This is a genomic window from Streptomyces sp. NPDC020747 (assembly GCF_044334695.1).
Taxonomy (GTDB): Bacteria; Actinomycetota; Actinomycetes; order Streptomycetales; family Streptomycetaceae; genus Streptomyces.
The window spans coordinates 202,562-216,999 of record NZ_JBIRTJ010000004.1; the positions used below are offsets into that span (position 1 = coordinate 202,562).

Below are 14,438 nucleotides of genomic sequence, written 5' to 3' on the forward strand. Positions count from 1 at the left end.
CGGTGCGTGCGGTGCCGTGCGGTGCGGAGCAGCGGTTCGATTCGCTTCGTCGTCGAAGCGGCGGGGGGTTCATCGAGAAGGCGCGAAGCCGGCCGTGCGCGAGCCTCCATCAGGGGTTACCTGTGGTTCGGCTGTGGTCGAACAATAGGCGGAGCCTTTATCCCGCGGATACGGGGAAAACCCTCGATCCATGGCCGAGAACCCCCTATGGGGACGGGCCGGTTGGCGGGAAAGACCCCTTTCCGGACGTTCGGTCCTGTCTCGCCGGGCTCGGTCGTCCGGCTCGATCGGGGCCCGGTCGTCGGGCTCAGCTGTCGACGGACTCGGGCGTCAGCAGGCCGTCGTCGGTGGCCGCGAGGAACTGCGTGGCGGCGAGCTCGGCGTACAGCGGGTCGCCTGCCACGAGTTCGCGATGGGTGCCCACCGCCCGTACCTGCCCCGCGTCCATGACGACGATCCGGTCGGCCATGGTCACGGTGGACAGCCGGTGGGCGACGACCAGGACCGTGGTGGTGCGGGCGACATCGGCGACTGTGTCGCGCAGCGCGGCCTCGTTGACCGCGTCGAGCTGGCTGGTGGCCTCGTCGAGGAGCAGCAGCCGGGGCCGCCTGAGCAGGGCGCGGGCGATGGCGACGCGCTGGCGCTCACCGCCGGAGAGCTTGGTGCCGCGGTGGCCGACGAGGGTGTCGAGCCCCTTCGGCAGCCGGTCGACGAGGGTGTCGAGACGGGTGGTCCTCAGCGCGCGGAGCACCTCGCCGTCGTCGGCGTCGGGATTGCCGAGCAGGAGGTTGTCGCGGAGGCTGCCGGAGAGGACTGGCGCGTCCTGCTCCACATAGCCGATGGCGGACCGGAGCGCGGAGACCTCCCAGTCGGTGAGGTCGCGGCCGTCCAGCGTGATGGTCCCCTCCTCCGGGTCGTAGAACCGCTCGATGAGCGAGAACACCGTGGTCTTCCCGGCGCCGGACGGTCCGACGAAGGCGGTCATGCCGCGCGGCGGGACGGCGAAGGTCACGCCGTGGTGCACGTACGGCAGGTCGTCGTCGTAGCGGAAGCGGACGTCCTCGAAGGCGATCGCGGCGGGTTCGGCGCCCGGCCGGGGCAGCGGCGAGGGCTCGGCGGCCGGTTCGGCGGGCAGCAGCCTGGCCTCCTCGATCCGGGCCAGGGCGGCCGAGCCGGTCTGGTACTGGGCGACGGCTCCGACGACCTGCTGGATCGGCGCCATCAGGTAGAAGACGTACAGCAGGAACGCGACGAGGGTGCCGATGTCGACGGCCCCGGTCGCGACCCGTGCGCCGCCCACGGCGAGCACCGTGATGAAGGCGACCTGCATCGAGAGGCCGGCCGTGTTCCCCGCCAGCGCGGCCCACTTGGCGGCCCGTACGCTCTGGCGCCACGACTCCTCGGCCGCCGCGTGCACGGCCCGCTCCTCGCGGTGCTCGGCGCCGGACGCCTTGATGGTCCTGAGCGCGCCGAGGGTCCGTTCCAGCGAGGCCCCCATCGCTCCGACGGCGTCCTGCGCGCGCCTGCTGGCGCGGTTGATCCGCGGCACGATCACGCCGATCACCGTGCCCGCGACCAGGACCACGGCCAGGGTGACGCCCGTCAGCACCGGGTCGACGAACCCCATCATCGCGAGCGTGGCCACCAGCGTGAGCCCGCCCGTGCCGAGTCCGACCAGCGAATCGGTGGTGACCTCCCTGAGCAGTGTGGTGTCGGAGGTGATCCGGGCCATCAGATCGCCGGGTTCGCTGCGGTCGACGGCGGCTATTCGCAGTCGCAGCAGATGCGAGACCAGGCCCCGCCGCGCGCCGAGTACGACGGACTCCGCGGTGTACCGCAGCACGTACGAACCCAGCGCCCCGAGCGCGGCGTTGGCGACCACCAGCACCGACATGGCCAGCAGCGCGCCGGTGATCGCCCGGTCGTGCCCCAGGTCGTCGATGAGCGACCGGGCGACCAGCGGCAGCGCGAGCCCGGCGGCGCCGGTCAGCAGCGACAGCACGGCCCCGAGCAGCAGCGTCCAGCGATACGGGCGTACGTACCCGAGCAGGAGCCGCCACGGCGGTGTGGCCTGTGTGTCGGACGGGTCGGGCTGTGGCACGGTCTCCCCCTCGATCGGCTCCCCTCCCGCTCTCGACCGCAGTCCCGTCAGGGGCCTCGTCCGGGGCCGCACCCGAGACCTCGTCCGAGACCTCATCCGGAGCCTCGTTCGAAGCGAGGGGGATCGATGAAGTATCGCCGACGCCACTGACAGTGCCGTAGGGGATTTCGACCGGCGCTCTCCGAACGGGCACGTCGAGTAACGTTCGACGAATGACCGCTGTCCCCGAAGAACCGGCGTGGCGCAGGCGAGCCGTCGAGCGATCCACCCGGGCCGCGAAGCCGCGCGCGGAGGAACGCGTACAGAGGTTCCTGGACTCGGCCTACGAGCTCATCGCGGAGAAGGGCACGACGGACTTCACCGTCCAGGAGGTCGTGGGCCGCTCGAAGCAGTCGCTGCGGAGCTTCTACCAGCACTTCGACGGGAAACACGAGCTGCTGCTGGCCCTGTTCGAGGACACGCTCGCCAAGACGGCCAACGAGATCCGGGAAGCCGCCTCGTCGAAGAGCGATCCGCTCCGGGCGCTGCGCCTGGCCGTGGAGATGCTCCACGAGCGGGCGCGGCCGGGCCCCGACGTGCCGCGGTTGCTGTTCGGCGGCTTCGCCCTGCACCTGCTGGTGAAGCACCCCTCCCAGGTGGCGACCGCCCACCGGCCGCTGCGCACGGTGTTCGCGGAACTCGTCGAGCGGGCCGCCGACGCGGGCGTCATCGCGGCCGGGCCGCCCCGCCGCCGGGCCGCGCTCGTCCTGCAGACCGTCATGTTCGCCGCCCAGGCCCACGGTGCGCCCTCCGACGGGCACACCGAGCCGGTCACCGCCGAGGAGGCCTGGCGATTCTGCCTCGGCGGCATCTCCGGCACCGCGCCGACGGCGGGCGGGCCGGCCAAGACCTGACGGCCGGGTGTGGTGCCGTGCCGGTCACTCCTCCGAAGGTGAGCGTTCGGTCAGGCGCAGGACGCTTCCCTCGCCGTTCGCCGAGAGGAGAAGGGTGCCGTCCGGGGCCACGGCGAGACCCGCGAAGCGGCGCGGCGAACCGGGCATGCCCGCGGCGAACAGGACGGGTTCGGTACGGGTGATCCCCGGGGGCAGACCGACCGCGAGGTCCTCGGCGTCGATCCGGGCCTCTCCCGTCGTGAGGGACACCGCCCGCAGACACCGGTGCTCGACGTCCACCGTGAACAGTTCGTCCCCGCGGACGGCCAGCCCCTGCGGCGTGCCGAGACCGTCCGCGACGGTCACCGTCTCGCCGTCGTCGATCCGGAGCACCGCCCCGAGCCCGTCGTCGCTGACGTAGCAGCGCCCCTCGGCGTCGAAGGCGACGTCGACGGGATGCTGGAGCCCTTCCGCGAGCACGGTGACGGTGTCCGCCTCGTCGATCCGTACGACGCGGCCGGCGCCCGACTCGGCCACGACGAGGGCTCCGTCGGGCGAACGCTCGATTCCGGTGGGCGCGTTCAGCCCCTGCGCCCGTACCCGCGTGGTCCTGCGGACGGGATCGTACGTACGGACGTCGCCGTACTCCGAGGCGAAGTGCAGCAGCCCGTCGTCCGCGGTGATGCCGTGGATGAAGGTCTGCAGTTCGTGGGTGATCACGCCGCTGGAGTCGTTCTTCCCGGAGTCGCCGGGGCTCGCCAGGCGGTAGTGGTCCGCCGCGTAGACCGTGCCCCGGAGGTCGACGGTCACTCCGAAGGGGCCGTTGAGCCCCCGGGGAACAATCTCCCGGGTCCGGCCGTCCTCGCGCATCTCCGTGACGCCGCCGCTGCCGAAGCTGGAGACGAACATGCGGTTCTCCGCGTCGAAGGCCGCGTTGTCCAGCCCGATGACACCGCTGACGACCACCGACCGCGCCCCGGTGGCGAGATCGATGCGGGTCACGATGCCGGCCGGGCCCCGCGACAGGACGACCAGGACGCCGCCCTTGTCGAACCGGACCGCGACCGGGTCGTCGACCTCCTCGGCGAACAGTTCGGGGGTGCCGCCGTCCGGCGGGATCCGCCAGACCTGGTTGCCGATCATGTGCGGGTAGTAGAGACAGCCGTCCGGGCCGAGCTGCATCGCGTTGCCGAGAGCCAGCCCGTCGGTCAGCACGACCGGGTCGCCGCCGTCCGGGAACAGCTCCAGCAGACGGCCGTTCATCTTCATCTCGTTGACGAAGAGCCGGTCTCCGACACAGGTGATGCCGTTGGGTACCTGAACCTGGTCGGAGACGAGGCTGTACGCGCCCTCGGGGCTGCGCCGCCAGACCCGCCCCGGAGTCAGGTCGGCGATGTACATGGAACCGTCCGCCCCGAACGCGAGGTCGTCGGGCGCCTGGACCGGACTGTCCAGCGGTACCACCACGTCGACGTCCCCCGAGGACGTGTCGACGGCGCTGATCTGTCCGGCGAGGAACTGGGCCACGTACAGCCGCCCGTCGGGTCCGAACGTGACGCCGTTCGAACCCCACAGCCGGTTCGGTGGGTTGAGTCTGCGCAGGTCCCAACGGCTGCTCGTGGACCGTGTGTTGCCTGTGTCGTCGAATCTGCTGGGCCGCATCGTCGCTTCCCCGTCCCTGGGTTGGGTGATGGTCGTTCACGCGGTCGGGGCGTCGGCGCTCCGCTGCGCCGACGCCCCGGGCCGGTCACTCGACGATGACGTCGTTCATGCCGCCGTCCTCGCGCCAGCTCCTGAGCAGTTCGTGGAACGCGACGGGCCCGTCGCCGAACGACTCGCTCTGCTTCCTGGGCTCGCCCTCGTTGTTGTAGTAGCCGGGGGTGCACTCGGCCTGGAACTCGTAGAGGTCCGCGGCCTTCTGACGGATCGTAGCCACCCAGGCGTCCTCGGCCTCGGGGGACGGCTCCACGTACCGGGCCCGGCGCTCCCGTGCCTCGGCGACCACTTCGGCGACGTGGCTGGCCTGTTCGTCGAGGATGTGGACGTAGTTCACGGAGGTGGCGTTCTGCAGCGGGCCGAACTGGAAGAGGTTCGGGAAGCCGTGGCTGTAGAAGCCGTGGAGGGTCTTCGGGCCCTGCATCCAGGCGCCCGGCAGAGTGGCGCCGTTCCTTCCGTGCACAGGGAGTCGGCCGGACAGGATCCCCGAGACGCCCACCTCGAAACCGGTGGCGAAGATGACGCAGTCGACCTTGTACTCGGTCCCGCCGACCACGACGGCGTCCTCGGTGATGCGCTCGACGCCCCCGTGGTCGGCCGTGTCGACCAGCGTCACATTGGGCCGGTTGAACGTGTCCAGGTAGTGGTCGCTGAACGTGGGCCGCTTGCACATGTAGCGGTACCAGGGCTTGAGCGCCTCGGCCGTCGCGGGGTCCTCGACGACGGTGTTCACACGGTCGCGGAGCTCGTTCATCTTCTGGAAGTCGGCGAGTTCGTTCACGCGGTCGCGGTCCGCCGTCGGGAGGTCCGCGTAGTTGTTGGTCGGGATGAGGTTCTGCAGCAGCCGGGCGCTGCTGGTCCAGCCGTCGTTCACCAGGTCCTCGTCCGCGTGGGCCCCGGTGACGGTCCTGAGGAAGTTGTCCCTGCGGCGCCGCTGCCAGCCCGGCTCCAGCGACTTGGCCCACTCCGGGTCCGTGGGTCGCTGGTCGCGTACGTCGACCGAGGAGGGCGTGCGCTGGAACACGTACAGCCGCTCGGCGTCGCGGCCGAGGTGCGGCACGACCTGGATGGCGGTCGCGCCGGTGCCGATCACGGCCACGCGCTTGTCGGCGAGCCGGTCCAGGTTTCCGTTCGCGTCGCCTCCGGTGTACTCGTAGTCCCAGCGGCTGGTGTGGAAGGTGTGGCCCTTGAAGTTCTCGATCCCGGGGATGCCGGGGAGCTTCGCCTGGCTGAGCGTGCCGCTGGAGACCACCACATAGCGTGCCCGAATGCGGTCGCCGCGGTCGGTGGTGACGAGCCACTCCAACTCGGTGTCGTCCCAGCGGAGTTCGTTCACCCGGGTCCGGAAGCAGGCGTCCTCGTACAGGCCGAAGTGCCGCCCGATGGCCCGCGCGTGCTGCCGGATCTCCTCGCCGGGCGCGTACTTCCACTGCGGGACGTAGCCGATCTCTTCCAGGAGCGGCATGTAGACGTACGACTCGATGTCGCAGTGGATTCCCGGGTACCGGTTCCAGTACCAGGTCCCGCCGAAGTCCCCGGCCTGCTCGATGACCCGGATGCCCCGCACGCCCGCCTGCCGCAGGCGCGCGCCGGCCAGCAGCCCGCCGAACCCGCCGCCGACGACCACGACCTCCACCCGGTCGTCGATCGGCTCCCGGGTGAAGTCCGGCTCCTCCACGTACGGATCGTCGGCGTAGGAGCCGAACTCACCGGCGGTGCGGTGGTATTGCGCGTTGCCCTCGGGGCGGATCCGGCGGTCGCGCTCGGCCCGGTAGCGCGCACGCAGGGCCTCCGGGTCGAACCCGAGTCCCTCCGGGTCGAATTCGGGGGCGGCGGACGGGGTGTGGGGGTTGGTCATGCGTGTTCCTTCTGCTGTCGAGGGGTATGCGCTGGTCTGGTGTGGAGGGCTGTGCGGGCTCCGCCGGGTCGCTACCGCGGACGGGAGTGGAAGCGGAGCCGGGCGGCCTGGCCGCCGTCGATGAGAAGGCCGGTCCCGGCCCTCCCCGATCCGCTCGCGTCCGGCATCGCCGTCATGTGGGTCCGGACGGCGAGGCCGACCATGGAACAACCTCCCCTCATCGTTCGAACTGCCGTGTTCCGACGCCCAGTTGGGTGTGCTGGCTACAACACGCCGGTGGCCGGTACTGCCTCGTGCCACGTGCAGCGCACGGCGACGGCCTGTCGCCAGCCGCGGATCGCCTTCGGTGGCATACCGATCGCGAGGACCCCGGTCAGGTGGTCGCCCCTGCGATAGGCGACCAGGAACCGGCGCTCGGCCAAGTCCCCTTCGACCACGGCGACTTCGTCGTGTCCGTGCAGCCGGCCGAACGCCTGGACCTTCATGCCGTACTGGTCCGACCAGAAGTACGGCACCGGAGCGAACGGCTTGCGGGCCTGCGGGTGCAGGAGGTTCCGTGCGGCGGCCATGCCCTGCTCGGCGGCGTTCGTACGGTGCTCGATGCGCATCGGCACCCCGAACAGCGGGTTGTGCCAGCGGGCGACGTCACCGGCCGCGTACACGCCCCCGGACGTCGGCCCGGGAGACTTCGTCGGCCCGAGGGTCTCCCGGACCGCCTCGCAGTACTCGTCGCAGACCAGGCCGTCGCCCACGGTGAGGCCGCTGTCCGCCAGCCACTCGGTGTTCGGCAGCGAGCCGACGGCCACCAACACCTCGTCGCCCTCGACCAGTTCGCCGTCGGCCAGCCGCACGCCCGCCTCGGTGACCGCGGACACGGTGACCCCGGTGCGCAGGTCCACCCCGTGTTCCAGGTGGGCGGCCGACAGCACCCGACCGACCTCGTCGCCGACGGCGTGGCCGAGCGGTACGGGAGCCGGTTCCAGGAGGGTGACCTCGGTGCCCAGGCCCCGTGCCACGGCGGCGGCCTCGGCGCCGAGGAACCCGGCGCCGACGACCACCAGGCGCCGCCCCTCCCCCAGCCGGTCCCGCAGTGCGAGCGCGTCGTCCAGGGTGCGCAGGACATGCGCGTGCCCGTCACCGGGCAGCCGTCGCGGACGCACCCCGGTGGCCACGATCAGTCCGTCGTACGCGACCCTCGTCCCGTCGGCGAGCAGCACCGCACGCCCGTCGAGATCGAGGCCTGTCGCCGCGATCCCGAGTCTCAAGTCCAGTTCCAGGGCGGCCAGTTCGCCGGTGGATCGCAGCGTCAGCCGGTCGCGCTCCCACTCGGAGGCCAGGATCTGCTTGGACAACGGCGGCCGGTCGTACGGCGGGTGCGGCTCGTCGCCGACCAGGGTGAGCGTGCCGTCGTACCCCTCCCGGCGCAGTGTCTCGACGGCCGAGAGTCCGGCCGCCGAGGCACCCACGACGAGAATCCGCCTCACTGGTCGACCAGCCGGATCGCCGCGGCCGGGCAGATCGCCACGGCTTCGCGCACCCCTTCGAGGAGTTCGTCGGCGGGCCGCTCCTCCAGCAGGATCGCCACCCCGTCGTCGTCACGCTGGTCGAAGACCTCCGGGGAGGCCATCACGCACTGACCCGCCGCGACACACTTCGGTTCGTCCAGTTCCACACGCATGGTCATCTTCCTTGCTCCTTCGGTACGTTCACCCACTGCGTTCACCGGTGGGATCCGGTCACCAGGTGACGGGCAGGGAGGCGACGCCGTACGTGGTGCCGTCGTGGTCGAACTCCAACTCCTCGACCCCGGCCGCCAAGCGCAGCGTGGGGACGCGCCGGTAGAGGGTGCCGTAGACGACCTGGAGTTCCAGGCGGGCGAGGGACTGGCCCAGGCACTGGTGGGGGCCGTGGCCGAAGGCGTTGTGCTTGCGCGCGGGCCGGGTGACGTCCACCCGGTCGGCGCCGGGGAACGCCTCGGGGTCCCAGTTGGCGGCGTGCAGATCCACGATCAGGCCGTCGCCCGCACGGATGACCTGGCCGCCGATCTCGATGTCCTCGGTGGCGACGCGGCGCAGACCGACCTGGACGATGCTCAGATAGCGCAGCAGTTCCTCCACCGCGCCGGCGACGACCTTGGGGTCCTCGGAGTCGCGTACCAGGGCGAGTTGCTCCGGGTTCTCCAGCAGGACCAGCGTGCCGAGGCTGATCATCGTCGCGGTGGTCTCGTGGCCGGCGATGAGCATCGCCACGCCCATGTGGACGGCCTCGCTCCGGCTCATCTCGCCGGCCGTGACCCGACCCGCCATCTCGGACAGCACGTCGTCACCGGGGTCGGTGAGCTTCTTGCCGAGCAGGTCGTCGAGGTAGGCGGAGAGCGCGTTGCTCGCCGCCCGCGAGTCCTCGGGCGCGGCGGCACGGTCGAGCGCGAGGCTGCTGTTCCGCTGGAAGAACTCGTGGTCCGCGTACGGCACTCCGAGCAGTTCGCTGATCACCAGCGAGGGCACCGGCAGCGCGAGCGCCGTCAGGAGGTCGGCCGGGTTCGGGCCGGCCAGCATGTCGTCGATCAGACCGTCGACGATCTTCTGGATCGGGGCCCGCATGGCCTCGATCCGCTTGACGAGGAACGGCCCGTTGACCATCCGGCGCAGCCGGGTGTGCTCGGGGGCGTCCGTGTTGACGATGAGCTCCGGGGTGTACTTGGCGATCTCCTGCCGGTACGCCGTCACGAACGGGAAGCTGCCGGGGCTCTTGTCGTTGGCGCTGACGCGGGGGTCGGTCAGCAGGGCCCGCTGCAGGGCGTGCCCGGTGATCATCCACGGCGTGCTGCCGTCCCAGATCCGGACCTTGCCGATCGGGTCCCGCTCGCGCAGCTCCTCCACGGCCGGCGGCGGGGCGAACGGGCAGCCGGCCGCCCTGGGCATCGGGAACCCGGGCATCGCCTCGGCCGCGTCGGACGCGGCTCCGGCCAGTGTCTCGGCCATCTGACTCCTCGGTGGGGGCTCCGCGGGGGCGGAGAACGGGGAAGGCGTGGCGACCTCTGGGACCCCATGCAAGCGGAGCGGACTGACAGCTTCCGGCCGGTTGCCTGACATGAAGCTGACGTGATCCAGATCACAGACCTGACCCGCAGGGGGTCGGCCACCTGGGCACGCTTTCGCGCCACCTCGCGTCGCGACCTCACCCCGCGGACACGACGAAGCGGCCGGTGCGAGAGACGCACGGCCGCTTGGAGAGAGGGTTTGTGGGGGTGAGGGAGTTGAAAGTACGGGGAGAGCGTGGAGGGGTGTGAGGTTCAGCGTCCGAGGCGGTAGCCGAAGCCCCGGCGTGTGTGGATCAGCGGAGGCTGCTCCTGGTCCACCTTGTGGCGGAGGCGGGAGACGAGTTTCTCGATCGCGTTGCCTGCCCGGGTCTCGCCCCAGACGTGCCGGCAGATCTGCTCCTTCGACAGCACCCGCTCGGCGTTGACGAGCAGATGACGCAGCAGCCGGTACTCGGCCGGGGTGAGGTCGAGGTCCCGTCGGCCGCGCCGGGCCTGACAGGTGGCGTCGTCGAGGACGAGGTCGCCGTAGCACGGCCCGTGGCGCATCGAACTGCGGCCGCGCAGTAACACGTGGGCCCTGGTGAGGACTTCGGAGATCCGGAACGGCACGGTGACGTAGTCCGATTCACCGAGGCCGAGTTCGGGGACGAGGAGGCCCAGCTTCTCGTAGTCGGCGAGGAAGAGCACGGGAGGCAGGTCGGCCGGTCGGAAGTGGCGTGCCTCGCCCAGCTCCTCGATGTCCGGGACCGACACATCCATGACCACGAGGTCGAAACGGTGCTCGGCGAGCCGTGTCATCCCCTGGGCTCCGGTGCGGGTGACGGTCACCCGGTAGTCCGCCAACTCCAGGGTGGTCGTGAGCAGTTCGGCGATCGCGGAGTCATGGACGATGAGCAGGACATGCTGCCCGTTCCCACGGGCGGGCGCGGGCGCCTCCGTGCCAATCCCGCGCATCCCGCCGACGCCGACGCGGTCCGTTCCGTGCACCCGGTCCACCTCGTCCGTCCTGTCCATCGCATGCACCTCGTTCATGGGTAGGTGGCGGGCGGCGACACCGCTTCGCGCCGGACTCACGCGCCGGACACGAACGGCGGTCGCACCGAACGGCACCGGTCAGGCCAGGCGCGACGAGGAGTCCTCGCCCTCCAGCGTGACCTCGGTGTGCAGGAAGTCGTCGACCATCCGGTGGAACAGCGTGGAGAGTTGCCGCAGGTCATCCGGCGACCACTGGGACAGCGCGAGCTCCATGCCCCGGCAACTCGCCATGCGGATACGGTCGATCGCCTCCTGGCCGAGGGGCGTGAGCTGGATGCGCTGGGCGCGGCGGTCGTCCGGATCCGGGACCCGGGTCACGTAACCGCCCTTCTCCAGCTGCTGCACCTGCCGGGTGACGTGCGACGCCTCCACGGCCAGCCGGGCCGCCAGCTCGCCGGGGCGCATGGGTTCCGAGTCGGCGATCTGCCGCAGCAGCGCCACCGCGGCCCGGTCCAGCGACACCCCGGCCAGGGCCATGAGGCGGTCGTGCTGCCTGACCCGACCGGTCAGATAGACGATGCGGTTGAGGGCTCGCTCGATCTCGACCACCTCGTCGGAGACGGGGACGGACGCGGCCCCGGACAGGGGGTCAGGGGTCTGCGCGGGCGATGGCGTGGGCATGAGTCCCACCCTATCAGGTACTTGCCTGACTCAAGTAAATTCGGAAGCACCTGCTCGACCGGCTCAAGCAAGCCGCCGCCCGGGCGCCGGGCCGCGGCCGGGACACCCTCGGCGGCCAGGTCCGAGCGGCGGGCCTGGGGGCATGCATCGTACATATTAGGTGCGTGGTGCATATTTGATGTCATGGCTCCTGCCCTGACCTCAGGCCCAGGCTCAGGTTTCGGGGCGGGAGTCGAGATCTGGGGAAGGACCGGCCGCATGGACAAGCCCACGCACTTGATCGAATTCGAGGCGATGCTGCTCGGGCGGCACCTCTATCTGAACTCGCCCCGGGCCCGGGCCGGCGGCCGCCTCGAGCGCAGCGCCTACATCCTGCTGAGCCGCATCCGTATGGAGGGCCCGATGTCCATCGGGCAGCTCAGCGACGCCTTCGGTCTCGACGCCTCCACGCTCAACCGGCAGACCGCCGCGATGCTGCGCGGCGGTCTCGTCGAGCGCATTCCGGACCCCGACGGGGGCATGGCCCGCAAGTTCCGCATCACGGACGAGGGCGAGCGCCGCCTCGACACGCATCGCGCGGAGGCCGTCCAGGGGCTGGAGAAGGTGATGGCCGACTGGGACCCCGAGGAGGTCGCCACCTTCGCCGCGTACCTCAAGCGGTTCAACACGGACATCGAGAACCTCGACGAGCGGCCCTGGCCCCGCCCCTGACCCGGAAACCCTGACCGCGAGACGCCTCTCCCCGTACGCCTGGATGCTGACAGGGGCGTACCCGGTCATGCCCTCGGAGGAGGTGCCGGGCACCGGTGTACTGCGTTCTCAGTACGGGAGAGTGTCGGCAGCCGCACGACGACGTGAGCGCCGCCGGCCGGGAGCCTGGTGAGGTACCCGAGACCAGATGTGGAGACCTCCGTCCCGTGGCTGCTTTTCTCTATCGACTGGGCCGTCTGACCTTCCGACGGCGTTGGCTCGTGACGTTCCTGTGGGTGGCGGTGCTGGCCGCGGTCGGCTTCGCCGCCGCCAAGGCACCCGAGGCACTCGACGACGGGGCGTCCATGCCCGGTATCGAGTCCCAGAAGGCCTTCGACCTGATGGACCAGCGCTTCCCCGGGGCCACGGCCGACGGGGCGAGCGCGCGGGTCGTCTTCCTCGCGCACGGCGGGCGGAAGATCACGGCCGCCGAGAACCGGGAGACCGTCGACGCGTTCGTCGAGCGGGCCGGCGCCGGTTCGCAGGTCGCCAGTGCCGTGAACCCCTTCCGGGCCAAGGCGGTCAGCGAGGACGCGACGACCGCGTACGCCACCATCACCTACAAGGTGAAGTCCGACGACCTCACCGACGCCAGCAAGAACCACCTCGAAAAGGCTGTCGAACAGGCCCGGGACGCGGGGCTGACCGTCGAGGCCGGCGGTTCCGCGCTGGCCACCGAGCCGTCGGTGGGCGGTGCGACCGAGATCATCGGTGTCTCGATCGCCGCCGTCGTGCTGATGATGACCTTCGGGTCGCTGGCCGCCGCCGGTCTTCCGCTGCTCACCGCCGTCCTCGGCGTCGGCGTCAGCATGGCGTCGATCATGGCGCTGGCCGAGGCGTTCGGACTGGGCTCGTCGACCGGGACGCTGGCCACGATGCTCGGACTAGCGGTGGGCATCGACTACGCGGTGTTCGTCGTCTCCCGCTACCGCGAGGAGCGGGCCAACGGACACGCCCCGCAGGAGGCGGCGGGCCTGGCCGCCGGTACCGCCGGATCCGCCGTCGTCTTCGCCGGGCTCACCGTGGTCATCGCGCTGGCCGGGCTCGCGGTGGTCGGGGTCCCGATGCTGACCAGGATGGGGCTCGCCGCCGCGGGCGCGGTCGTCGTCGGGGTGCTGATCGCGCTGACGCTGGTCCCGGCCGTGCTCGGTTTCTGGCCCGACGCCGTTCTCTCGCGCGGGGCCCGCAGGAGCGGACGCGTCAAGGAGGGCGGCGAGAACAACGGCGGCAGCCGCTGGGCCCGCTTCGTCCTGCGCCGCCCCGTGCCCGTCCTGCTGGCCTCCGTCGCCGGACTCGGCGCACTCGCGGTACCCGTCATGGACCTGCAGCTGGGCACGTCCGGGGACGAGGCCAAGCCGACGTCCACCACCCAACGCCGTGCCTACGACGCGCTCGCCGACGGCTTCGGACCCGGCTTCAACGGGCCGCTGACCATCGTCGTGGACGCCAAGAGCGCCCCGGACGCGAAAACCGCCGTGAACAGGATCGCCAAGGAGATCGGCGCCACCGAGGGCGTCGTGTCCGTCTCGCAGGCCCGGTTCAACCCGGCCGGGGACACCGCGGTCTTCTCGGCGGTCCCGGCCGACTCGCCCACCAGCGAGCGGACCCAGGACCTCGTCCACATCATCCGGGACGAGCGGCCCGCGACCGAGGCCTCGACCGGCGCGGAGTTCGAGGTCACCGGCACCACCGCCCTGAACATCGACGTCGCCCGGAAGATGCAGGACGCGCTGATCCCGTACCTGATCGTCGTGGTGGGACTGGCGATCCTGCTCCTGCTGCTCGTGTTCCGGTCCGTCCTGGTGCCGGTCAAGGCGGCGCTCGGGTTCCTGCTGTCGGTGCTCGCGGCCCTCGGATCCGTCGTCGCGGTCTTCCAGTGGGGCTGGGGCGCGGACCTGCTCGGCCTGGAGACCACCGGCCCGATCATGAGCATGATGCCGATCTTCCTGGTCGGTATCGTCTTCGGGCTCGCCATGGACTACCAGGTCTTCCTCGTCACCCGCATGCGGGAGGCGTACGTGCACGGCGACCGGCCCGGCCAGGCCGTGGTCACCGGCTTCCGGTACAGCGCCCGGGTCGTGGTGGCCGCCGCGCTGATCATGATGGCGGTCTTCTCCGGGTTCATCGGGGCCGGCGAACCCATGATCAAGATGATCGGCTTCGGGCTGGCCGTGGCCGTTCTGTTCGACGCGTTCGTCGTCCGTATGGCGTTCGTCCCGGCGGTCCTCGCCCTGCTGGGCAAGGCCGCCTGGTGGATGCCCCGTTGGCTGGACCGGCTGCTGCCCGACATCGACGTGGAGGGCGAGGCCCTTCACCGGAAGGCCGCCGTGCCCCTCACCGCGGTCGGCCCGCACGACCGGGAGTCGGCTCACGTCTGACCTGCGTCCCGTACGTTCCGCAGGGCCGCCCGTGCTCGTCACGGACGGCCCTCGTCGGCCGTTCGCA

General features: G+C 71.0%; 12 protein-coding genes. 3 read left to right on the plus strand and 9 right to left on the minus strand.

The genetic code is table 11. The annotated features are described in order from the left end of the window. Positions 1-307: 307 nt before the first annotated feature. A complete protein-coding gene (locus ACH4YP_RS13675; protein WP_398490665.1) occupies positions 308-2,197 on the minus strand; it encodes an ABC transporter ATP-binding protein in 1,890 nt (629 codons plus the stop codon). 116 nt (positions 2,198-2,313) lie between these two features. Between ACH4YP_RS13675 and ACH4YP_RS13680 the strand changes: the two genes are divergently transcribed. Continuing rightward, on the plus strand, positions 2,314-2,994 hold the full coding sequence (locus ACH4YP_RS13680) for a TetR/AcrR family transcriptional regulator (RefSeq protein WP_398490666.1): 681 nt from the start codon (positions 2,314-2,316) through the stop codon (positions 2,992-2,994). Positions 2,995-3,018: 24 nt separating this feature from the next. Here the strand turns inward: ACH4YP_RS13680 and ACH4YP_RS13685 are convergent, their stop codons facing one another. The 8 genes from ACH4YP_RS13685 to ACH4YP_RS13720 form a co-directional block, all read right to left on the minus strand. Beyond that, positions 3,019-4,635: a hypothetical protein gene (locus ACH4YP_RS13685; RefSeq protein WP_398490667.1), complete on the minus strand. Its 1,617-nt coding sequence runs from the start codon at positions 4,633-4,635 to the stop codon at positions 3,019-3,021. A gap of 85 nt (positions 4,636-4,720) precedes the next feature. Beyond that, a complete protein-coding gene (locus ACH4YP_RS13690; RefSeq protein ID WP_398490668.1) occupies positions 4,721-6,547 on the minus strand; it encodes a flavin-containing monooxygenase in 1,827 nt (608 codons plus the stop codon). 71 nt (positions 6,548-6,618) lie between these two features. Then, positions 6,619-6,750, minus strand: coding sequence for a hypothetical protein (locus ACH4YP_RS13695; RefSeq protein ID WP_361058920.1), 132 nt, complete (start codon positions 6,748-6,750; stop codon positions 6,619-6,621). Between the two features lie 60 nt (positions 6,751-6,810). Beyond that, positions 6,811-8,031, minus strand: a complete 1,221-nt coding sequence (locus ACH4YP_RS13700; protein ID WP_398490669.1) for an NAD(P)/FAD-dependent oxidoreductase — start codon at positions 8,029-8,031, stop codon at positions 6,811-6,813. After that, positions 8,028-8,225: a ferredoxin gene (locus tag ACH4YP_RS13705; protein WP_361058951.1), complete on the minus strand. Its 198-nt coding sequence runs from the start codon at positions 8,223-8,225 to the stop codon at positions 8,028-8,030. Before ACH4YP_RS13705 ends, ACH4YP_RS13700 begins: the two co-directional genes overlap by 4 nt. 58 nt (positions 8,226-8,283) lie before the next feature. Continuing rightward, complete coding sequence (locus tag ACH4YP_RS13710) at positions 8,284-9,528, minus strand: cytochrome P450 (RefSeq protein ID WP_398490670.1); 1,245 nt, start codon at positions 9,526-9,528, stop codon at positions 8,284-8,286. Positions 9,529-9,839: 311 nt separating this feature from the next. Next, the gene (locus ACH4YP_RS13715; RefSeq protein WP_361058949.1) at positions 9,840-10,541 is read right to left on the minus strand and encodes a response regulator transcription factor; all 702 of its coding nucleotides are present in this window, start codon (positions 10,539-10,541) and stop codon (positions 9,840-9,842) included. Between the two features lie 159 nt (positions 10,542-10,700). Further along, on the minus strand, positions 10,701-11,243 hold the full coding sequence (locus ACH4YP_RS13720) for a MarR family transcriptional regulator (RefSeq protein ID WP_361058914.1): 543 nt from the start codon (positions 11,241-11,243) through the stop codon (positions 10,701-10,703). Between the two features lie 258 nt (positions 11,244-11,501). Here ACH4YP_RS13720 and ACH4YP_RS13725 point away from each other — a divergent pair, with 258 nt between their 5' ends. Continuing rightward, a complete protein-coding gene (locus ACH4YP_RS13725) occupies positions 11,502-11,954 on the plus strand; it encodes a MarR family transcriptional regulator (RefSeq protein WP_361058912.1) in 453 nt (150 codons plus the stop codon). 206 nt (positions 11,955-12,160) lie between these two features. After that, on the plus strand, positions 12,161-14,371 hold the full coding sequence (locus ACH4YP_RS13730; RefSeq protein ID WP_398490671.1) for an MMPL family transporter: 2,211 nt from the start codon (positions 12,161-12,163) through the stop codon (positions 14,369-14,371). Positions 14,372-14,438: the final 67 nt, after the last annotated feature.